We start from the raw sequence: 20,332 nt of genomic DNA, 5'->3' as shown, positions 1-20,332 counted from the left end.
AGAGGCCCTGCCTTCATGCCCCCGCGCGGCCACAATCACCTGAACAGCACACCCGTACGGAACCCCCAGCTCCACACTCGGTTTCGAGAAGCCCTCTAAGACCAGGGCGAAAGTCCCGGCACAGCGCGGTGAAGCAGGAAGCCCCCGGAAGGGTCAGCCGACCCAGGCCGGAATCCCTGGCCTTTAGGCCAGGGAGCACGTCAAGGCTTCTGTAAGTCGGTCGTCGGCTACGCCCTCGGCCCCCTGCTCGGCGGTGTCCTGGTGTGGGCCGGGGGCCTGCGGCTGCTGTTCGCCGTTCTGGCCGTGCTCGGTGCGGCGGTCGCCGTGTGGGCCGCGTTCGCAGTCCCGGTCGTACTCCCGCTTCCCAGGGCCCGGCAGACAGTGCTGGACCTGGCCCGGCGGCTGGTCGACCCGGCGTTCCTCGCCCCGACCTCGGCGCTGGCCGCGGCGACCGCCGCCCTGTCGGCCGGGGTGGGCTTTCTGCCGGTCTCGGGCCGCGCAGCCGGTCTCGGTGCGGTCGCCACGGGTGCCGTCGTGTCGGTCCTGGCGGCGTGCGCGGCCGTGGTCCAGCTGCGGGCGGGGCGGGCACTGGACCGTGGGCGGCTCACCACGCGCGCCGGCATCACCGGGGGACTGCTCGTGGCTGCCGCCGGAATGGGCTGCGCCATGGTGCCGGGGCTCACCGGTCTGCTCAAGGGCGCCGCGCTGATCGGCGCCGGGACCGGTCTGATCACCCCGCTGGGCTTTGCCGCGCTGGCCGCGAGCACGCCCGCCGAACGGCTCGGGCAGCCCATGGGCGCCGCCGAGCTGGGCCGCGAACTCGGCGATGCGGGCGGTCCGTTGCTCGTCGCGACGGTCGCTTCCCTGGCCGGCCTGCCCCAGGGCTACGCCGTACTCGGCGTCATCCTGGCACTCGGTCCGGTCTTCGCCGGCGTCCGGCGCCGCCTTACCGCAGGGTGAGACCCGTCCTGGTGGGACGACTCAGGTCTCGGGCGTGGTGACACATAAGCTTCTACAACATGTAGTAGATTGGCCGGACGGCCACCACTGATTCACCGTGAGGTCATCGGAGTGCCGTCACGGGCGTGGGATCGACTGGCGGCGCCAGGCCGTTCCGCGTCGCCGCGCGCTGACCCGGAAGGACGTGCCCATGACGACGGCCGCCACCACGCGACTGGCCTTCGACGGATCCGGCATCGACGGCTCGTTGTTCACCTCCCTCACGGATTTCGCCCGCGACACCAAGTGGCTCAACACCCCCATGGAGGTGTGGACCAATCTCGGTCTGGGCGTCTTCGCGGTGCTCATGGTCATGGGCTGGTGGAGCGCGCGCCGCCGCGACAGCCGGACGATGACCGTCGCCCTGGCCGCGCCGGTCGCCGTCGTGACCGCCTTCGCCGCCGCCGAGGTGGTGAAGAAGGTCGTGGCCGAGGCGCGACCCTGCCGGTCAATGCCGCACGCGTACCTCGTCGACTCCTGCCCGGCCCCCTCGGACTACGCCTTCCCGAGCGGCCACACCACCGTGGCCGCCGCGACCGTGGCGGCCCTGTTCCTGCTGGACCGCCGCCTGAGTGCCATCGCCGCGGTGTTCGGTGCGGTGGAGGGCTTCTCCCGGGTCTACGTCGGCGACCACTACCCGCACGACGTCCTCGGTTCGGTGATCCTCGCCCTCCCCGTCGCCTACCTCACCAGCGTCGCGCTGCGCCGCTGGGCCACCCCTCTGGTCGACGCACTGAACCGCGGCGCCCTGCGCCCGCTGCTGACCGCCGAACCTCGAACGGTCGCTCAGCCCGCCCGGTGACCGGCGTCCGAGGGCGCGCGCCGAGCACACCCGAATCGCCCGGCGCGTCCACCGGCCTCCACTGCCGTCCCTGACCGGTGAAGATCTCGAGCCTCTCCGGTCGACGGCCCTCTTGCGACATCCGCCTTGATCAGCACCGCCCGGTGACGTCGCGCGAGGCGCCCCGGCGCGAGCGGCCCATGCCGCAGGCCGGCCCCCACCACGGCGCCGTGAGGCCGTCCCGGCGGCGCCGTGCGCGTGCGCCCTTCTTCCGGCACGACGATCAGGGTCGGAAGCGGATCGCCGGGCTGCCGCCACGAACCACCGGTGCGAGGACCCTCTGGACAGCGCCGGCACCGGCAGGGCGGTGTCAGCGCGTACGCAGCCGCGGGGCCGCCGCGTAGGCGTGCATCGCGGCCTCGAACAGCCGCTCCGTGTCGTGTGCCGTGACGGCCAGGCTCGCGCAGCACGTCGCCATCAGGATGACGAACGCCGCCGTCACACCGTCGGCGCGTCGCAGCGGTGGAGCCAGGAGCGCTTGGACGCGCCGGGGAACCGGCCCGCCGGTCGCGGACAGGGCGGCCTTGGCGGCTCGGCCCGATGCCAGTGCGGCCCGCGCTATGGCACGGGCGACCACGCGCCGGTTCCCGACCGCAGCGCAGGCCTCCTCGTCCGCCCAGCGTTCCACGGCGAACGCGCCTGCTCGTTCCAGGGGCCGCAGCAGCGGGTTGACCACCGCCGTCAGATGCAGCAGCAGAGAGAACAGATGGTGCCGATGCCGCAGATGCGCCCGCTCATGGGCGAGCAGAGCCTGCCGCTCCGGCCCGTCCAGCAGTCGTAGCATTCCGGAGGAGACGACGATCCGTCCGGGCATGCCGAGCACGGCGAACGCCGTCGGCACCGGATCGTCGACCACGGCCAGATCCCCGCCCGCCGCGATGTGCCGGCACTCCCGCCAGGCATCGATCAGCGCACGCCCCCGGCGCCAGGAGGCCACGGTCAGGCCCGCCACCAGCAGCAGGACCACCCCGGCACACACCGCGGCGAACTTCCGGCTCACCGGGTCCTCCGCCGCCAGGACACGCACCGACCAGGGCCCCTGCTCGGCCACCAGCGGCACCTGGCCCACCGCGGTGAAGGCCAGAATCGCCAGCTCCGTGACCCACGTTCCGGCCGCCACGACCGCCGCGCACGTCATCGCCCACACGGCGACACGGGGCGGCAACCGGCGCGCCGCCCAGGGGGCGGTCAACGCCAGCACCGCGCTCACCAGCAGCGGCAGATACATCGGCACGGGCCAGAACACACCAGACCCCCGGATCAGTCGCCGCGCAGCAGTTGCTCGAGGAGTTGCTCGTCCTCGGGCGACAGGTCCGACAGGAACCGGGCCAGCACCGTCGCCCGGTCCCCGCCTTCGTCCAGCAGCGAGTGCATCCCTGCCGCCGCATGCCCGGCCCGGTCGTCCACGGGGGCGTAGACGTGACCGCGCCCCTCTCGCTGCCGGGTCACCATCCCTTTGCCGCACAGGCGGGTCAGGATGGTCAGGACCGTCGTATAGGCGGCGCCGGGCACCTGTTCCTGGATCGCGGCCGCGGGGACCGGCCGGCCGGCCGCCCAGAGGGCAGCCAGCACTTCCCCTTCCAGCTCACCCCGCGCACGCCGCCGGGCCTCGCCTTGACCGTGCTTACCGCCTGTCACCCGGCACTTCCCTCGTCCTCCGGCCAGATCGTCCTCGGCCGTTCAAGCTACTACGAGACGTAGAACGAGGCCATCTCGAGGGTCAGGCCGTCACGAGTGGCCGCCCGCGCCCTCTCGTCGCTCGGCAGCTGAAGGGCGGTGGGCGGACCGCAGTGGCCGACGCCCGGACTGAACCCCCGGGGTCCGGCTACGCCGCCACCGGCTTCGGCTGTGCCGCGCCGAGGCGTCCGGTTCGGGCGAGGCCGGCGACCGAGGCCGCGCATGCCAGCCCGATCGCGGTGAGAACGGTCCAGGGCAGCCAGCGCGCGTCGTGCCGGCGGGCGTAGTCCCACAGCGCGCCGGTGGCGAGGTTGCCCAGAGTGATGCCGAGCCCGGAGAAGGTGTTGTACAGGCCGTAGTGGGTGGCGACCAGACGGTCCCCGGACAGGGCGACCACCGTGTCCATCTCGAAGGGGTAGACGACGGCGGATCCGGCTGCGAGCAGGACCACAGCCACGACCAGCGCCGTCAGCACGGCCGTCGAGGAGCCGCGTGGGCTGAACGCGAGCGGAGCGTACGCGAGTCCCATCGCCACCAGCCCCCGTACCAGGGCGTCGCTCGGTTGCCAGCGCCGTTTCGCCCAGCTGGTGAGCCGTAGTTGGCCGACGACGGCGACGGCGGCGGAGACGACGAACAGGCCGCTGGTGACCGCGGTCCCCTCCGCGCCGAGGGTCTCGGACGCGGCGAGCGGCAGCGCGAGGTAGACCTGGAAGGTCAGGACGTAGGAGCCGATCATCGCGACGGAGAAGAGGAGGAAGGGCCGGTTGGCGACGACCGCTCGCCACTGGGCGAGGACGCTCTCCCGGTCCGTGGTGGCCGGGCCGCCGCGCCGCCCGGGAAGCGCGCGCCATTGCAGGAGGGTGAGTGCGGCGAAGACTGCCGCGGCGACCGTGCAGACCAGGCGGAAGTCGGCGGCCAGCAGGGCGAGTCCGACGAGGGGGCCGAGCAGCATGCCGGCCTGGTAGTAGACGTTGAAGGTGGCGAAGGCGTCCACGCGCCGCTCGCCGGCCTCGGTGGCGAGGTAGGCGCGGACGGCCGGGTTGAACAGGGCTCCGGCGAAGCCCGTGGCGGCTGAGGCGGCGATGAGGGCGGGGAGGTCGTCGACCCAGCCGAGCAGGCCGAAGCCGAGGGTGCGCAGCAGGCATCCGGCCATGATGGGGATCTTGTAGCCGAGGCGGTCCGCGAGCGTGCCTCCGATGAGGAACATGCCCTGCTGGGAGAAGTTGCGGACGCCGAGGACGAGTCCGACGGCCCAGGCGGCCAGTCCGAGTCCGTCGGACAGGTGGGCGGCGAGGTAGGGCATGAGCATGTAGAAGGCGAGGTTGATGGCGAACTGGTTGCCCATCAACAGCCGTGCGCCGCGCGGGAACGAGCGGGTCTGCCGCCACAGGTGTTTCATCGGGTGACTCCCACGTGCTGGTGGCGTTCGGGGCGGGCGAGCGGGTCTACGACGTGGGTGCAGCGCGTCCAGCGGGTGACGGTGCGCTCGTGGCTGTCGGTGATCTCGTCGGGATCGTCGGCGGGCAGGTGGCCGAGGAGGTCGTGGCGGTGGCAGTAGGCGTCGTCGAAGACCGTGCCGACGTAGCGCTGCGGGCCGTCGGGGAAGACCGCGACGATCCGGTTGTCCGGGGGCAGGGTGCGGGCCAGCCAGCGGGCGACCAGGGCGACTGCGCCGACGCTCCAGCCGCCGGTGGCGTAGTGGTTGCGGGCCAGGTGGCGGGCGGCCCACACGGCTTCCGGGGCGGCGACCCAGTGCACCTCGTCGAAGAGGTCGTAGGCGACGTTGAGGGGGTGGATGCTGGATCCCAGGCCGCGCATGAGGCGAGCGCCGGCGGGCTGACCGAAGATCGTCGACCCGGTGGTGTCGACACCGACGATCCGCAGCTGCGGGAGGTGTCCGCGCAGCACCGAACCGATGCCGGCCGAATGGCCGCCGGTGCCGACGGAGACGACCAGGGTGTCGATGTGGCCTAGCTGGGCGAGGAGTTCATGGGCCAGTGGGGCGTAGGCGGCCACGTTGTCGGGGTTGTTGTACTGGTTCGGGCACCAGGCGTCCGGGTGGACGGCGAGGAGCTCTTCGACGCGGTGTCGGCGGGCCTCCTGCCAGCCGCCTTCCGGGTGGGGCGTGGTGACGAGATCGACCTCGGTGCCGTAGGCGGTGAGGAGGCCGGTCATCAGAGGCTCGATGCCGGGGTCGGTGACGACGGTGACCGGATGGCGGTACGTCGCGCCGGCCAGCGCGAGGCCGAGGCCGAGAGTGCCGGAGGTCGACTCGATGATGCGGGCGCCGGGCAGGAGCCGGCCGCTCTCGCGGGCGGCGCGGACCATGTGCAGGGCGGTGCGGTCCTTGATGCCGCCCGGGTTGTGGCCTTCGAGCTTGGTCCAGAAGCCGCGGCCCACGGCGGTGAAGGGCGCGCCGATCCACAGGACGGGCGTGTCGCCGACCAGTCCGGCGGGGGTGTGCAGGGGATGTTCGGCGTCGGCCGGCAGCTGGGCCGGCGGCATCGGCAGGGTCGTGGGGGTCTGGTGGTCCATGGCGTGCTTCTCCTGCGGCCGGCGCCGTCACGGGCAGCCGACCGGTGGGTGTGGAGGGAGACGGAGGTGATCGGTCGCCGCGCGGCCCGGATCGGGTGGGCGCGGCGAGGAGCCGATCAGGTCCGCCACATGCCGAGGAGAGCCCGCGTATGTCCGGCGGACGGCGCCGGGAAGGAAGCGGGGGAGCGGCGCAGGGCCGGCGGTGGGACGACCGGTTCGGCAACCGCCGGTCCGGCCGGGAGGACGGCCGGGAGCGGCGCGTTCGTAAGTCCGAGGTCGCGGGGCGGCTGAGCGGCCGGCTCGTCCAGCTCGCAGCAGTGAGCGTCGTGGTCGGGCGAGGGTGTACTCGACCCAGCCGTGTTCGCCCGGTCGCTTGCCTTGGCGGAGATGTGCTGCCCGCACGCGGTGGGGGACGTCTGCCACGGGATGCCGGCCCGCTGGGCAGGGGCGGCCGTCAGGCCGTGGGAGCAGGCGAGGACGTGCATGAGCAGGGTCAGCAACACGGTGACCACCGCTCCGCCCCACGCCGCGGAGCGGCTTCGTCGCTTCACTGACCGAGCTCGCATCGGCACGAAGAGTAGTCGTGCGAGCGGGCGAGGTTCTCGTCGGTGAGGGCCGAATGCTCACCCCGTCCGAGATGAGGAACCGGGCTCAGGCTCCCGCACTCGCGGCTCTCCGGCGCGGCGCGACTTCGCTCCGGCAGGCTGCCCTTCGCGTCGGTGATCACCGGATCGGGTGAAGCGAGGCGTCGTTCGGATCGGCCTCCAAGGTGCTCTCAAGGGTCTCGGGTCTTCGACGCATCCGTGTCGCGTGGCAGTCCCGGTGCTGTTCGTGCGGCGCGCCGAGGCGGCTCCCGACGTCCCCGAGCTCAAGTGCCTCGTGTGCCCGAGATCCGGGGGCGAGGCCCGTTTGCCTTGCGCCCGGTCACTGTGTCCGGTGGCGGTACAGCCTTCCGTGGTTGCGCCACCAGAGCACCTTCCCGTCGGGTCCGCGCACGAAGTCGGAGCGGGTGCCGATCGGTTGGCCCTCGGCGTCGAGGTCGAGGGCGAAGTCCTGCTTGTAGAAGGCGGCCCCCAGCTCGGTGGTCTGGTCCTGGACCGAGTCCTCTTCTTCGGAGGCGGCTTCGTCCTGGCCGGCCGGACCATGGGCCGTCTGGGTACCGTGCAGCCGTCCGTTGTGACGGGTCAGTTCGGTGACGACGTCCTCCATGGCGCCCTCGTCGTTGATCCGCTGGGCCATGTAACGGCCCTCGTAGGGCGCGAGCTCCTGGCCGGGCAAGGTCATGGCGGTGGCCGGCAGGTTGGTCACACCGGCGTACCGGCTGAGGGCCCAGTCGTCGGTGAACAGCTCGTCCCTGAGCCGCGTGCCGCCTTCCGAGTTGGTCAGCAGCGTCAGTGCGAAGCCGCGGCTGGGAACCATCATGAAGCCTGAGATCTGGCCCGGCCAGGTCCCGCCGTGCTGCACGATCCGGCGCCCTTGGGCGGTCGGGCGCAGCATCCAGGTGACCCCCATGCCGTCGAGCTCCACGACGAGCGTGCCGCCGGGCCCGGGCGTGGAGCGCATCTGTTCCAGCGATTGCCGGCTCAGCACGCGTGTGCCGTCGGGGGCCGTACCGTCTCCGAGGTGGAAGCGGGCCCAGCTCAGCTGGTCGCGCACGCTGGAGATCAGGCCGCCGGTCGGTGCGAGGCTGCGTGGCTGGGGCCAGAAGGACGGCTCCAGCACGGCTTTGCCGTCGACGACGTTGTGGGACGCCGCGACGGTGAAGCCCACGATCTCGTCGCTGGAGAAGCGGGTGTGCTCGAGACCGAGCGGATCGATGACCAGTTCACGCACGGCCGCCTCGTAGGCCTTGCCCGTCACGACCTCGATGATCCGGCCGGCCACACACAGTGCCGCGTTGTTGTAGGCGAACACCTCGCCCGGCTCGGTCAGTTGAGGGAGGCGCGCCATGGACGCCACGAAGCGGGCCAGCGCGTCGTCGCCGGGACCGAAGTCCTGGTAGTCGTCGCCCAGCCATCCGGCACTGTGGTTGAGCAGCTGGCGCACGGTGACCTGCGCCGACGCGAACGGGTCGGCCACGACGAAGTCGGGGAGGTATCGGCGTACCGGGGCGTCCAGCTCGACCTTGCCCCGCTCGACCAGTCGCATCAGCGTCGTACCGGTGAAGGTCTTGGTGGTCGAGCCGATCCGGAAGACGGTGTCACCGTCGACCGGAACCGGATGGTCGACGTTGGTGACGCCGTAACCCTTCACGTACTCCTGGCCGTTCAGAAGCACACCGACAGCCGCGCCGGGGATCGCGTACGTCCGCATGGCCTCCTCGATCTTCGCGTCGAGGGCGCTGAACAGGGGGTTCCCGGCGTCGCCCGTGCCGCCCCCCTGGGGAGCGGATCGCGGGGATCCTTCCGCCGGAGGCGTTCCCAGCGAGACGGTCGCACAGCCGGCGGCGGCCGCGGTGCTCAGAAAGCCGCGGCGGGACCACCGTGGGGTCCCTGTGCGTCCAGGCGGCGCAGCGGTGCCCGGCGTGCCGGAACCGGCCGACGGCAGATCCTCATTCACTGGTGTCGGCTCCCTCGCTGCCGATGGCGAACGGCACCGGTTTCACGGTGTTCACGCAGCGGGTGTCGGGGTGCTCGGGGTCGTCGAGGAAGGAGGTGATCACCTTCGCCCCGCACGGCGTGTCGTACGCGCCGTGGGCGACACCGGCCAGCGTCACCACCGTGGAGCGGGAGAGCGTCCGGGCCGCGTAGCGCCCCCACTGTGCCCCGGTCTGCGCGTCGAAACTCCCGGAGACGGCAAGCGTGGGAATGCTGCTCCGCGTGACCTCACGCACGGAGTCGGGTGCCTTCGGGACATTCCAGGCCTGACATGCCTGGCGCAGGAACGGCAGCTGGGGCGCCTGGGCCAGGACCGAGCGGGGGAGCTCGGGGAAGGCCTGCCGGCCCTTGGCGAGCTGCTCCTGGGGGGTCTCGAACGGAACCCACTCACTGCACCACACGCTCAGCGAGAACCCGTGAGCGAACATCCCCTGCGAGCCGGGAAGCCAGGCGGACGCCCACTGCTGGGCGATGCGCTCGGGGTGACCGTGGGCCAGCTCGTCCACGCCCACCGCGAAGGTCTCGGGAGCGTGACTGGCACGCACCATCCAGTTCAGCAGCGCTCCGCCGTCGAGGACCACCTTCACCCGTCCGACCTGAGGCACCGTCACGTACGTGGTGACCGGACGAGCCTCCAGCTGACGCACCGTGCGCAGATAGGTGGCGCCGATGTCCGGGTAGCGCTGCCGGCAGGAGAGCTGCGCCGCGCAGGCGCTCACGATGTTGTCGAACGACTCCCTCATGCTGCTCCACGTCCACCCGGGCGTCGCCACGGACGGCGGTACGACACCGTCGATCGTCACGGAGCGGATGCCTTCGGGGAACATGCGCATGTAGGTCAGCGCCAGTTGCGTGCCGTAGGAATGCGACAGGACGTTCCACTCCCGGATTCCCAGGACCCTGCGCAGGTCCGCCGCGTCGGCGGCGTTCTCGCTGGTGTTGTAGGCAGCCAGATCGATGCCCTGGGCCGTCAGCCGGTCATGGCACCGAGCCGCCGCCTGGGCGTAAAGGTCTCCGGTGGAGGGTGCGTCGTAGGGGAGATGGACGCGCTCGCCGTAGAACCGGTCGATCTCCGGACACGTCAGCGGCCGCTCGGACGAGTATGTCCCGCGCTGGGACAGGAGGATCAGATCACGGTCGCGGTTCAGCCCCGCCTCGGTCAGTCCCGCGATGTCTGCCAGGGCGTCGGCACCGGGCCCGCCGGTGAAGAACACGATCGGATCGGCGTGCGGCCTCGGAGATGAGGAGCGGACGCGCGCAACGGCCAGGCGAAGCGTGCGCGACGACGGGTGGGCCCGGTTCTCCGGAACGACGAGGAAGCCGCAGCGGGTGTCCTCCAGCTCTCCGTACGTGGTCGGGCAGGGAGCGGGCACGAACCGCGAGGTCGGCAGCGTCCGCGCCGCAGCGGGCGCGGGCAGGGCGAGCATGGTGCCCGGGAAGATCCAGTGGCCCCGGTCGCTGGAGGGGTATCCGTGCCGCAGGGCCTCGTGCTCGATGGTCTGCCGGTTGAGGTCGTAGACACTGCCCCACCGGGTGGCGTCGCCGAGGGCTTGCCGGGCTATGTCCCACAACGTGTTGCCGGGGGCGACGGTGTGCATGCCGGCCTTCGCCTCCGCAGGCCCGGCCTCACCGGCCGGTCGTCCCGGCGACAGGCCGGACTGCGGCCGACTCACCCGAGGGGAGGCGCCCTCCCCCGCTGCCGGTTTCTGGCGGGTCGTGGCCAGGCCGGACGTGCCGTGGGCCGGAGCCGCGCTGAGCATCGTCAGACCGGCCAGGAACATGGCGGCTGCGGCAGCAGTGCCGCGATCGCGTATGGGCATGTCGTCCTCCCGAGGCGGTGTCGGTGGCTGCGCGACGACACCGCTCGACTCGTCACACATGGTCGGGGTCGTCAGACGCCATACTGCAAAGCCGATTCGTGCCCCGCACCGCAGCAGGCCCAAAGGGGTCATGCACGCCGCCGTCGGCGGCCGGTGAGCGGCCGTTCCATGCCGTGGACTCGGTTCGATGTCGAGAGGGTTCCGGGAGGGGAGTGGCTGGCCCTGCCGGGAGGGGGCGCCGACGGTCTGCGCGGCCCTGGGTGACCGGGGGCTCGACCGGCTTGCCCGGCGCGCCGTGCCGGTCGCCTCCGGCCAGGTCGTCCTCGACGGGCACGACATCACCCACGTCTGCCGAGAGCACCGACCATCCGGGCGCCTGGGTCCAGTCGTTCGCCGAGCCCGCGGGATCGCTGGCCGACGCGCTGCGCGGCGAGCGACCGGACCTGGACGTGACCGTGCTGCCCGGCGCCTCCTTCTTCGGGGACGACCAGGCCCTCCAGGAGCAGGCCGCCCGCGCAGCCGCCGGCCACGACGTGGTCGTCGTGGCGGTGGGAGAGCCGTCCTCACTGACCGGAGAGGCCGGCTCCCGCAGCGACCTGCGGCTGCCGGGCGACCAGGAGCGCCTGATCACCGCGGTCGCCGGCACCGGCGTCCCGTTCGCCGTCCCGCACGAGTCCGTGCGGAGGTCCGTGCCGAGGACGGACAGGGTGGGCTGGAACTGCGGATCGACGCGCGGCACGCACTCCGGCTGGAACTCACCGGCAGGCGCGTGCGGGCCGTCGCCCGGATCGGCTCACTGGTGTCGGTGCTGGGCGAGACCGAGATCGGCGGGGTACCGGACGTCACGCTGGCGCTGCGGATGGAGCCGGCCACCGGCCGCGTCTTCAGCACCGAGTTCGGTTCCGACGAGATCATCGCCACTGCAGGCGGTCCTGGCGGGGTCATCGAACTCGGCCGCGTCGACGGCCGGTACTTCTCGACCGAGGTCGCCGGAGGGATGACCGGCCGCATGATCGGCGTCTTCTGCGACCGGGGTGAGATGACCGTCCGATCGTTCACCTATACCGGATCCGATGACCCCGACGCCCTCGACGCAGTCGGCTGATCCGCCCTGCACGCGGCGGGCACACAAGCCACTGCCGCAGGTGATGTCCCCAGGGGCGGGCGGTGTGCCTCAAGGCCGTGACGAGCAGTTCCGACGCGCCCGTCGCCTTCCCCGACTGGCGCCAGGGCATCGCCACCATGCTGCTGCGTGAGTCGAGGGCCAGCGGCCGGGTGAGCGGCCCGGAGCAGCGCATCACCCTCGCTGAGGCGGTCCGCACGTACACGATCAACGGGGCATGGCAGGACTTCGCCGACGGCTGGAAGGGCTCACTCGAAGTCGGTAAGGTCGCCGACCTGTGCGTTCTGGGCGGCGATCTCCTGACCGCGGACCCGCACGACATCCCGGACCTTCCGGTGGTCCTCACCGTGCTCGACGGTGAGATCGTGCACGACCTGGGCACGGGGTGAACTGCCATGGACCGCAGGCGCCAGGCCGCCGATGCTGGCCGGATGCGGCAACCACGAGGTCCTGAAGAGGTGATGGCGGCGGTCTCACGCGTGCGCGACGCGGCGCTGGGGGCCGCCGGGGCTTCGGGGACGGCCACTGAATCCGTGCTGGCGGTGTTGTCCGAGGTGGTCGAGTGCGATCACGCGTCCCTCGCCCGCTGGGATCCCGCGCTGGGCCGTCACGTGATTCTCGCCGACGACTATGCGGCGGCGCAGCGGGAGTACCTGACCACGAGGCAGCACACCGACCCGTTGTTCGCGCTGACGATCCGCTGCGGGGGCCCGCTGTGGCTGCACGATCTGGCGGCGGACCTCCGAGCCGTCTCCACCACGATCCGCGACGTCATCGAACCGTCCGGGTTCGAAGACGGCATGACCCAGTGCCTGTTCTCCCCCGACGGCCGCTACGTGGGTGTGCTCAATCTCAGCATGGAGCGTCGCCGGTCGTCCCTGAAGTCCACCGATCTCGTGCCGGCGCTGCTCGGCGACTGCCTGGCAGCGATCGTCGATCCTCTTCCGCAGCCGAGGATCCCGGTGCCGGATTCGACGGCGGCCATGCAGACGTGCGTTCTGGCGGTGCCCCCACGCACCGCAGAGCGCGCCCGTCCACACCGGCGGAACAGCCCCGGACTGGCTCGGCGACCTGGAGTCGCTCGGCCGGGTCGTGCGCCGCGTGACCGCGAGACGCATGCTGCCCGCCACGGTTCTGGTACCCCACGGCCGGTGGCCGCTCGAACTGCGGCTCACCCACCAGGGCACCGTGATCATCGCCGCGTGCCGTCCCGTGCCGCACCCCGCAGGGCTCTCCCTGCGGGAGCTGGAGGTCCTGGCCGAGCTCAGCGCCGGGCGCACGAACCACGAGATCGCGGCACGCCTCTTCGTGAGTTCCCGCACCGTTGCCACGCACATCGAGCACATCCTCGCCAAACTGGACGTCCCCAACCGGGCGGCCGCCGCGAGCCACGCCGGGGCCTGGGGCCTGGAGCCGTCGGGCTGACGCCCATGGACGCGACGCCGCACGAGATGAGCGGTCGACGCACAGCACCGCGGTGGGCCCCGAACAGGGCCTTGCGGGCCTGGCGTCCGAGGCCGGATTCGGCGACGGCGGCTCAGAAGATGGTCACCTCACGGCTGTAGAGGACGAACGAGCGGGACGGGTCGTAGAGGCCGCCGGTCTCGGCGGACCGCTCCCGCAGGGAACGCTCGTACGAGGGGAAGTGGCTCAGGGCCTCGTCCTCGGAGTCGTAGTGCAGGGCGGCGACTCCCGCGTACGCGGGTTGGTCCGCGCCTCCGAAATGACGCAGTGCCCTCTCGGCCCCCGGCGCCCGTCGGTGCTGGACACATCCGCGCAGCGCCTTGGCCTGCGGTTCCTCCTCGGCAAGCACCTCCTCATGGGCGGCCCGCCACCGCTCGGGGAAGCGGTCGGGAGCCGGCCCCTCTTCTGCCATGTGGACGAAGTGGAGCACCTTCACGTGCCCCCCGGCCCCGTCGGGTGCCGGCGGGGGCATGAGGACAGCGGGACGGGTGAGCATGGCCAGGGCGCTGGGCAGGTCGTTGAAGCGGGCGCCGTCGGGGCCGACGACCTCGCGCGAGTACGGGGCGGACATCGTGGCGGCCAGCGCCTCCATGTCCTCGAACAGCAGCTCGGTGACGGAGTCCCGGCCGAACTCGGTCAGGTACGCCGGGTCCGCCTCGCTGCCGAAGGACGCGTCGAACACGTGGTTCTGGACGTAGCGCCGGATCCTGAGGGGATCGGCGGCGGCCAGAGGTCCGTGCACGTGCTGGAGGTAGTGCAGGAACGCCCGGTGCGTCATGCCCGGCTTGCGACGGATGGCGGCGATCAGGTTCAGCATGTCTCTCCGGTGGAACGAGTGACGATCGGCATCGCGGGGACGTGCGCGATGCCGACCTCGTCGGGTGTGCGGTGCTCGCGGCGGATCGGCGCCGCGACGGGTCAGCCCGCCATCTGCCGGATCGGCTCCGGGGCGGCCCCCGTGCCGCGCCGTCGGGCGGCGAGAACGAGTGCGGCGGCGCCGACGGCCCCGGCGAGGACGCCGACGGCCCCGGCGAGGACGAGCATGCCCAGGGAGTCCAGCCACAGGGGCGCGGTGCCGAGGATCGCGTACACGACGGTGGCGGTGACGAGGAGGCGCTTGCGGCCGAGCCGGTCGACGAGGACGCCGGCGAAGGGGGCCGGCAGCGCCAGGGCGAGGGAGGGGACCGTCAGGGCCATGGGGATGAGCACGTCGACGCCCGGCACGTCGGCGAAGTGGTCGTGCATCTGCGGCAGCACGGGGGCGATGAGCACGGCGCCCGGGATGGGCAGAGAGGCGCCGGCCATGAGCAGCGTGAGGCGAAGCCGGTGGCCGGGGCCGGACACGGTCTGCTCGGGCGGGGCGTCCACGACGGCCTCCGACGGCGGGGACGGGAGCGGGGGCACGGGAGCGGGCATGCGGGAACTCCACGGGGCGTGTCGGAGGGTAACGGGGTGGTGCGGCCGGCGTGGGCGGGTCGCCCGGTACGGGGCGCCGATGACGGCCGGGCGTCGCGGCGTGCCGCATCGCCCGGCGTATACGCCGTCCCGGAGCGGGTGGTGGGGGTGCGGCTCCGGTGCCGGGATGTGACGACTATGGGCCAACGAACAGGCCCTGCCTAGCCCTCGTCCGATCGAGATCCAAGATGTGGATCATCGGCAACCTGGATGCCGGGCACCTGCCGAGGCCTGCTGTTCGGGCGGGAAAGGGGCGCCACCGCGTCGTCACCGGTCTCGGCGTCGCGACGTCACGCCCGACGGGCCTCGCCCTGGGCGAAACCGCCCCGGCGGCGCCTTCGGCGAGATCACCGCGAAGACGGCTGTGTCCCCGCGGAGCGACGCCGGCGCCTCTGCCTGCTGAACGCCGTCGCCCAGGGCCCGGTTCGCCGGGCCGGCAGTGGCCCGTCGCCGATCCCTCGACTTACCTGATGGCCCATCAGCCTGTCGGCATCCAATCAGCGGGGGACCGGGCTACTGGGCGGGTGTGATCAGGCCGTAGTGGCCGTCGTAGCGGTGGTACAGCACGTTGCCGCGGCCGGTGCTGTCGTCGGCGAAGAACACGAACGGGAATCCGGTGGCCTCCAGGCGTTGCTGTGCTTCGGCCATGTTCATCCGAGGTGCCGGGAGTTCGCTGACGGTCAGTGGTACGGCCACGCTGCCTTCCGGTCGCGGGCTGGGGTGCACCTGGGCGAGCCGGTAGCCGGTCGGTCCGGACCGGTAGAGCACGCTGTCCTCACCGGAGTCGGCGTCGGTGAACAGGTGGAAGCCGTAGTCCATCGACTCCAGCTCGAAGGCCGCCTCGTCGGGTGACTCCCAGGCGAGGGAGAAGGACTTGTGGCGGACGACCTGCCGTTCCTCCACCGGCCGCGGATAGTAGTCGGGGCGGTGGGTGGGCTCACTGCCGTGCTGCCACTCGTGCGGGCCGGGCACGGGCGTCCGGCCGCGGCGGGCCTCCCTGTGCTCGGCCAGCCGCGCCATCCGTGCCGCCAGCCGGTCCTGGAGCAGGTCGACGGCCTGCGTGGCGGTCTGCCCCGCAACATGCGCGCGGGCAGGCCGGCCGTTGACGTCCACGTTGGCCTGGGCGGTCACCGGCCGCTCCACGGCAGGGTTCGCCGTACGGTTCAGTCTCACCCGGGCGAACAGAACCGGTTCCCGTGTCTGGCCGAGGACGGCCCGTACCTTGTCCCGGGCGTACGCGGCCGCGTCCGGTGGCAGCTGCCCGCTGGTCTCCACCTGGACCTCGGGGGCTTGCTGGGGAGCGGATCGTTTCATGACAACCTTCCCTGAAGTGTATCTTTCGGACTTATCTCTCATCTTGCATGGAGTGAAGGCCGAAGGCCCCTGGTCCCGGTGGGTCGGCTGCTCCGGTCGGGACGGCAAGCGATCCGAGGCGGGAACGGCTCGCACCCGATGCGTCCGATCCTGCCAACGGTGCGGAAAGCGTCGATCCTGGAACTGGGACACCCCTCCCCGGTCCGCGCCTCTTCGCATTCCGGGAACGGCCTCGCAGGGTCCGCTCTTCCTCAAGGGAGCCGTCCGTTGATCACATCAGTCCGTCTGGCGGGACGGCATCCGTCTCGCTCGGCCAAGTCAGGGCCTCCCCGTGAGCCGCCCAAGCGGCCCGCAGCGGCTTCACCGACGCCGTCATGGACACGCTGGCTGCTGCCCTTCGCCGCGTTGGTCCTGTTGCTCGTGGTTCTGATGCGAGCACCCTCGCCCCAGCAGGGCCGGTCACTGTCGTACAGCGACTTTGTCGGCAAGGTGAACGGCGGCCAGGTCAAGACGGTCGACATCAGCGACAAGGGCGCCATCAAGGGATCCCTCAAGGACGGCAAGAAGTTCACCACGCGGATACCGACCGCTCTGGACAACAGCCGCCTGGAGCAGCAGTTGCAGTCCGAGAAGGTGGAGATCACCGCGTCGCAGAGCCGCGGCGGAAGCCCCTGGGGGACGCTGCTGGTGCTGTTCCTGCCGCTGCTGTTCATCGTCGCCCTGTTCGTGTGGAGCGGCCGTCGGGCGGCCCGGACGCTGGGCGGAGGGCTCAGCGCCATCGGACGGGCCCGCGCCAAGATCATCGAGGCGGAGCGCCCGACGACCCGCTTCGAGGACGTGGCCGGCTACGAGGGCGTCAAGCAGGAGATCAGCGAGATCGTCGACTTCCTGCGCAGCCCCGAGCGCTATGCGCTCGCGGGGGCCAAAGGACCGCGTGGCGTGATCATGGTCGGGCCGCCGGGCACCGGCAAGACCCTCATCGCCCGCGCGGTGGCCGGCGAGGCGGAGGTCCCGTTCCTGTCGGTGACCGGCTCGGCGTTCGTGGAGATGTTCGTCGGGGTCGGCGCCTCCCGGGTGCGAGATCTCTTCGCGGAGGCGCGCAAACGGGCCCCCTCCATCATCTTCGTCGATGAGATCGACGCCGTCGGCAGCCGTCGCGGCGGGGCTTCCCGGGTGGGCGGCAACGACGAACGCGAGCAGACCCTCAACCAGCTCCTCGCCGAGATGGACGGCTTCGACCAGGCCAGCGGCATCGTGGTGCTGGCCGCGACCAACAGGCCCGAGACCCTCGACCCGGCTCTGCTGCGCCCGGGCCGCTTCGACCGGCATGTGACGGTGCCGCTGCCCAACCAGGCCGAGCGGGCGGCGATCCTGGCCGTCCACGGCCGCGGCAAGACCCTGGCCCCGGACGTCGACTGGGACACCGTCGCCCGGGCCACCCCGGGCTTCTCCGGCGCCGACCTGGCCAACCTGGTCAACGAGGCGGCCATCAATGCCGTCCGGGCCGGCGGTGTCGTCATCGACGCTCAGGATCTCGGCGACGCCCGGGACCGGCTGCTGCTGGGGCGGCGGGAGTCCACCAACGCCCTGCTGCCCGAGGAGCGGCACGCCGTCGCCGTCCACGAATCCGGACACGCGCTCATGGCGGCCCTGTGCGAGTACGCCGACCCGGTCGCCAAGGTCACGATTCTTCCCTCCGGGCCCGCCCTGGGCGCCACCGAGCAGCTTCCGGAAGCCGAACGGCACCTATACAGCGAGAGCTACCTGACCGACCTGCTCACCGTGCGGCTCGGCGGACGGGCCGCCGAGCTGGTCGTCTTCGGCGAGGGCTCGACCGGCGCCGCCGACGATCTGGCCGGAGCCACCCAGATCGCCGCTCGCATGGTCCGCGAGTTCGGCCTGTCCCCGGCCCTCGGCCCCATCGGATACGGCTCCGGCGCCCCACACCACCTCGGTGGCGAGAGCACCGAGGACACCCTGTGGCGGCCCTACTCCGAGCAGACCCAGCGCATCGTCGACGAGGAGACGGCCCGCCTGGTACGGCAGGCCGAGGAACGCGCCGTGGACCTGCTCCGTGACCACCGGGCCGCCCTGGACGCCCTGGCCGACCTGCTCACCGCCCGCGAGACCATCGACGGGTCCGTCGTCCTCGACGTACTTCGACAGCAACAGGGGCCGGAAGGACACCACCCCGCCGCGACAGGGAAGCCGACGCCCTCCCCGTGATGCCGCGGCGACGCTCCGCCGACCAGAAGGAGGCAGCCACGGAGCCGCAGCCGGGGGCGACCCACGATGAACAGGATGTCCTGGCGCGGACGGTCGCCGTCAGTACCGCTGTGCGGCCGCAGGCTCCGTCCACGGTGCTGCCCGGGCTTCCGCCCCGGCGGGGCTATCGCGGAACGGCGGTGCCCTGACCGCCCGCCACCGAGCAGCAACCGTGGCTGCACCAGGAGCGACGAGCAGCGCCAGGGCCCCGTGGTGACGGCCCGTGGGCCTTCCTCTCGAAGGTGGTGATCGCGGCAGTGACCTCGTCCGGGGCGCGGAGGCGGTCACCGCCGTGGCGTGTCGGCTGACGTGTCGGTTTCGGCGCGGAGGTGATGCGTGACGTCGACGACTCCGTCGACGCTTTCGGACAGGCGTACCGCGATGGGGACGAGGCTCTCCTGCGGCACGGTGCCGCGGAGCGTCACCCGTCCGTCGTTGACCTGAGCCGTGACCGCGCCGGGGTCCAGGCCGAGGGTCCGGGTCAGGACATCCGTCGTGATCTCCTCCCGGATCGTGAGGTCTCGTCGCAGGAAGACGTGCAGCAGATCACCACGGCTGACGATGCCCGCAAGCCGGCCGGCGTCGTCCACGACGGGCAGCCGTTTGACGTGGTGACGGGCCATGGCGCGGGCTGCCTCCACCACCGACCACTGCGGTCGCGCCGTGACGGCCGGGCTGGTCATCAGCCCCTCGGCGGTCAGCGCCTGGGCCTTGGCGCGTTCCGCGGGCAGCAGGTGCGCGGCGGCCAGATGTCCTCCCGGATCCACCTGGCTCTCCTGTTTGCGCAGCAAGTCCGCCTCCGACACCACGCCGATCGGACGGCCCTGGTCGTCGACGACGGGTACCGCGGTGATGTCGTGCTCCGTGAGGTGCTGGGCGATGTCCTTGAAGATCATGTCCCGCCGCACACTCACCACGGCCGTGGTCATGAGGTCTCCGACCAGTCGATGCAGCATGTCGCCGCTCCCTCCTCAGGTGTTCGCGGCACGGGCTCTCTCTCCACTGTCCGCTCCTTGGAGAGCTCGCGCACCGCTCACGTGACCTGGGCGCACCAGGCGGGGCGGGCGGGGCGGGCGAACGATGACCGCGCCCCGGCCGATTCCGCGGGGTGGCGCCCTGCCGGGGCGCGGCCCCGGTGCCTCGCAGGGGCCGATTCGATCACCGGTGCCAGCGGCGTCGCTGCCTGAACTGGCCGGCTGTCCGCCATGACGGGCGGTCACGGCCACTGGCGAAGAGAACGCCTTCCCCAGCGCTGACACCCCGGCGCTCGGCGTTGCCCCAGAGATCCCGGAATTGCAGTCGTCCGGGATCTGGGGCAGTCCCCGAGGCCCGGCATCGAGGCCCGGCTCGCCGACCGTCGGCAGCCTGTCGCCTCCGGACCCGTTTCACGGGAACGCCGGGACGAGCCTGCCCGGGCAGGCTCGACAGGCGGGAATCCGGGCTGAACCCGATCGCCGCGGGGTGCGGCACGCTTCGCTGCCGCTGCCGCTGCCGCTGCCGCTGCCGCTGCCGCTGCCGCTGCCGCTGCCGCTGCCGCTGCCGCTGCCGCTGCCGGACTACTGCCCTCGGTACAGCCGGCCGAGGTCGACGAGCAACAGCTCCATGGGCCGCGCGGCGACGTTCCGAGCTCCGCGCCGATCACTGTGCACCCGGCCGGAGGCGCGATCTCACGCTGCCGGTGAACCGACACGTCTCGCGGTGGACGGGCCACGGCGCCGACGTCGGTTCCAGGTACGCGAGTTCATGACTCGTGGTGGCTGGGGCCGCGCACGACGACGACGGGACACGGGGCGTGTTGAACACAGTGCTGGCTGACCGAGCCGAGCAGTGCCTCGGAGAATCCGCCGTGGCCTCGGTTGCCCACGACCAGCAGCCGTGCCCCGACGGCGGCCTCCAGCAAGACGGCGGCTGGGTGCCCCTGGGCCGAGCGGGGACGGATCTCGACCGTGCGTTCCGCCCCGAGGACCTCGTCGATCACCTGGTCGAGGAGCCTGCGCGCCTGCTCCTGGTAGTCGGCCGCCTTCGTGTCCGTGGGCGGTGCCAGGCCGTACCAGTTCGTCGGGAACTCCCAGGCGAGGATCGCGTCGACTACACCACCGGTCAGCGCAGCCTGGTCGGCCGCCAACCGCAGTGCTGCCTTCGACGGCTCGGAGCCGTCGAGGCCCACCACGATCCGCGGAGCGGACGTTGCGTTGTTGCTCATGCGCCCACCTGCCTAATCTCGAGTGGTTCTGCTTCCCAC

Annotated in this window: 16 protein-coding genes and 3 pseudogenes; 7 read left to right on the top strand and 12 right to left on the bottom strand. The window is 71.9% G+C overall.

Annotation, left to right across the window (positions count from 1 at the left end; all coding sequences use genetic code 11):
• Nucleotides 1-261: 261 nt before the first annotated feature.
• Complete coding sequence (locus IE239_RS35645; RefSeq protein ID WP_229878569.1) at nucleotides 262-960, top strand: MFS transporter; 699 nt, start codon at nucleotides 262-264, stop codon at nucleotides 958-960.
• Nucleotides 961-1,150: 190 nt separating this feature from the next.
• Nucleotides 1,151-1,801, top strand: a complete 651-nt coding sequence (locus tag IE239_RS35640) for a phosphatase PAP2 family protein (protein ID WP_190153621.1) — start codon at nucleotides 1,151-1,153, stop codon at nucleotides 1,799-1,801.
• A gap of 349 nt (nucleotides 1,802-2,150) precedes the next feature.
• Here IE239_RS35640 and IE239_RS35635 read toward each other — a convergent pair whose 3' ends face one another.
• The 7 genes from IE239_RS35635 to IE239_RS35605 form a co-directional block, all read right to left on the bottom strand.
• Entirely contained in the window at nucleotides 2,151-3,068 is a 918-nt protein-coding gene (locus tag IE239_RS35635) for a M56 family metallopeptidase (protein WP_190153628.1), read from the bottom strand.
• A 32-nt stretch (nucleotides 3,069-3,100) separates the two neighbouring features.
• Nucleotides 3,101-3,478, bottom strand: a complete 378-nt coding sequence (locus IE239_RS35630) for a BlaI/MecI/CopY family transcriptional regulator (RefSeq protein WP_190153620.1) — start codon at nucleotides 3,476-3,478, stop codon at nucleotides 3,101-3,103.
• Between the two features lie 187 nt (nucleotides 3,479-3,665).
• Nucleotides 3,666-4,916 carry an MFS transporter gene (locus tag IE239_RS35625; protein ID WP_190153619.1) on the bottom strand — a complete coding sequence of 417 codons (1,251 nt, stop codon included), beginning with the start codon at nucleotides 4,914-4,916 and terminating at the stop codon, nucleotides 3,666-3,668.
• Nucleotides 4,913-6,052: a PLP-dependent cysteine synthase family protein gene (locus IE239_RS35620; protein ID WP_190153618.1), complete on the bottom strand. Its 1,140-nt coding sequence runs from the start codon at nucleotides 6,050-6,052 to the stop codon at nucleotides 4,913-4,915. Before IE239_RS35620 ends, IE239_RS35625 begins: the two co-directional genes overlap by 4 nt.
• 116 nt (nucleotides 6,053-6,168) lie before the next feature.
• Nucleotides 6,169-6,603 carry a hypothetical protein gene (locus IE239_RS35615; protein WP_190153617.1) on the bottom strand — a complete coding sequence of 145 codons (435 nt, stop codon included), beginning with the start codon at nucleotides 6,601-6,603 and terminating at the stop codon, nucleotides 6,169-6,171.
• A gap of 373 nt (nucleotides 6,604-6,976) precedes the next feature.
• On the bottom strand, nucleotides 6,977-8,611 hold the full coding sequence (locus IE239_RS35610) for a serine hydrolase domain-containing protein (RefSeq protein ID WP_190153616.1): 1,635 nt from the start codon (nucleotides 8,609-8,611) through the stop codon (nucleotides 6,977-6,979).
• Complete coding sequence (locus IE239_RS35605; protein ID WP_190153615.1) at nucleotides 8,604-10,469, bottom strand: alpha/beta fold hydrolase; 1,866 nt, start codon at nucleotides 10,467-10,469, stop codon at nucleotides 8,604-8,606. The genes IE239_RS35610 and IE239_RS35605 overlap by 8 nt, the downstream gene beginning before the upstream one ends.
• A gap of 17 nt (nucleotides 10,470-10,486) precedes the next feature.
• On the opposite strand from IE239_RS35605, the pseudogene IE239_RS43165 reads away from it, so the two are divergent.
• The 4 genes and pseudogenes from IE239_RS43165 to IE239_RS35585 all read left to right on the top strand — a co-directional run.
• Nucleotides 10,487-11,122, top strand: a pseudogene (locus IE239_RS43165) (glycoside hydrolase family 3 C-terminal domain-containing protein); the annotation flags it as partial.
• A 116-nt stretch (nucleotides 11,123-11,238) separates the two neighbouring features.
• A complete protein-coding gene (locus IE239_RS35595; RefSeq protein ID WP_190153629.1) occupies nucleotides 11,239-11,574 on the top strand; it encodes a hypothetical protein in 336 nt (111 codons plus the stop codon).
• A gap of 77 nt (nucleotides 11,575-11,651) precedes the next feature.
• A pseudogene (locus IE239_RS35590) lies at nucleotides 11,652-11,981 on the top strand (amidohydrolase family protein); the annotation flags it as partial.
• Between the two features lie 712 nt (nucleotides 11,982-12,693).
• Entirely contained in the window at nucleotides 12,694-13,017 is a 324-nt protein-coding gene (locus tag IE239_RS35585; protein ID WP_229878566.1) for a helix-turn-helix domain-containing protein, read from the top strand.
• 112 nt (nucleotides 13,018-13,129) lie between these two features.
• Here the strand turns inward: IE239_RS35585 and IE239_RS35580 are convergent, their stop codons facing one another.
• The 3 genes and pseudogenes from IE239_RS35580 to IE239_RS35570 all read right to left on the bottom strand — a co-directional run bounded on the left by IE239_RS35580 (nucleotide 13,130) and on the right by IE239_RS35570 (nucleotide 15,825).
• Nucleotides 13,130-13,873 carry an EthD domain-containing protein gene (locus tag IE239_RS35580; RefSeq protein ID WP_190153614.1) on the bottom strand — a complete coding sequence of 248 codons (744 nt, stop codon included), beginning with the start codon at nucleotides 13,871-13,873 and terminating at the stop codon, nucleotides 13,130-13,132.
• Between the two features lie 155 nt (nucleotides 13,874-14,028).
• Nucleotides 14,029-14,472: pseudogene (locus tag IE239_RS35575) on the bottom strand (MFS transporter); the annotation flags it as partial.
• Nucleotides 14,473-15,024: 552 nt separating this feature from the next.
• The gene (locus IE239_RS35570) at nucleotides 15,025-15,825 is read right to left on the bottom strand and encodes a sigma 54 modulation/S30EA ribosomal C-terminal domain-containing protein (RefSeq protein ID WP_190153613.1); all 801 of its coding nucleotides are present in this window, start codon (nucleotides 15,823-15,825) and stop codon (nucleotides 15,025-15,027) included.
• Nucleotides 15,826-16,092: 267 nt separating this feature from the next.
• Between IE239_RS35570 and ftsH the strand changes: the two genes are divergently transcribed.
• On the top strand, nucleotides 16,093-18,051 hold the full coding sequence (ftsH, locus tag IE239_RS35565) for an ATP-dependent zinc metalloprotease FtsH (protein ID WP_268254555.1): 1,959 nt from the start codon (nucleotides 16,093-16,095) through the stop codon (nucleotides 18,049-18,051).
• Nucleotides 18,052-18,374: 323 nt separating this feature from the next.
• On the opposite strand, the gene IE239_RS35560 is transcribed toward ftsH, so the two are convergent.
• Nucleotides 18,375-19,046, bottom strand: coding sequence for a CBS domain-containing protein (locus tag IE239_RS35560; RefSeq protein WP_190153611.1), 672 nt, complete (start codon nucleotides 19,044-19,046; stop codon nucleotides 18,375-18,377).
• Nucleotides 19,047-19,831: 785 nt separating this feature from the next.
• The gene (locus IE239_RS35555) at nucleotides 19,832-20,293 is read right to left on the bottom strand and encodes a universal stress protein (protein WP_190153610.1); all 462 of its coding nucleotides are present in this window, start codon (nucleotides 20,291-20,293) and stop codon (nucleotides 19,832-19,834) included.
• Between the last annotated feature and the right edge of the window lie 39 nt (nucleotides 20,294-20,332).

The sequence above is a fragment of the Streptomyces humidus genome (genome assembly GCF_014649655.1).
GTDB lineage: Bacteria > Actinomycetota > Actinomycetes > Streptomycetales > Streptomycetaceae > Streptomyces > Streptomyces humidus.
This window is presented reverse-complemented; position numbering and strand designations above follow the sequence as displayed.

What these genes read in the sequence shown, in the direction of transcription:
- IE239_RS35555 (WP_190153610.1), bottom strand. Translation starts at nt 20,293, where the DNA reads ATGAGCAACAACGCAACGTCCGCTCCGCGGATCGTGGTGGGCCTCGAC.
- IE239_RS35560 (WP_190153611.1), bottom strand. Translation starts at nt 19,046, where the DNA reads ATGCTGCATCGACTGGTCGGAGACCTCATGACCACGGCCGTGGTGAGT.
- IE239_RS35635 (WP_190153628.1), bottom strand. Translation starts at nt 3,068, where the DNA reads ATGTATCTGCCGCTGCTGGTGAGCGCGGTGCTGGCGTTGACCGCCCCC.
- IE239_RS35605 (WP_190153615.1), bottom strand. Translation starts at nt 10,469, where the DNA reads ATGCCCATACGCGATCGCGGCACTGCTGCCGCAGCCGCCATGTTCCTG.
- IE239_RS35625 (WP_190153619.1), bottom strand. Translation starts at nt 4,916, where the DNA reads ATGAAACACCTGTGGCGGCAGACCCGCTCGTTCCCGCGCGGCGCACGG.
- IE239_RS35620 (WP_190153618.1), bottom strand. Translation starts at nt 6,052, where the DNA reads ATGGACCACCAGACCCCCACGACCCTGCCGATGCCGCCGGCCCAGCTG.
- IE239_RS35580 (WP_190153614.1), bottom strand. Translation starts at nt 13,873, where the DNA reads ATGCTGAACCTGATCGCCGCCATCCGTCGCAAGCCGGGCATGACGCAC.
- IE239_RS35640 (WP_190153621.1), top strand. Translation starts at nt 1,151, where the DNA reads ATGACGACGGCCGCCACCACGCGACTGGCCTTCGACGGATCCGGCATC.
- IE239_RS35570 (WP_190153613.1), bottom strand. Translation starts at nt 15,825, where the DNA reads ATGAAACGATCCGCTCCCCAGCAAGCCCCCGAGGTCCAGGTGGAGACC.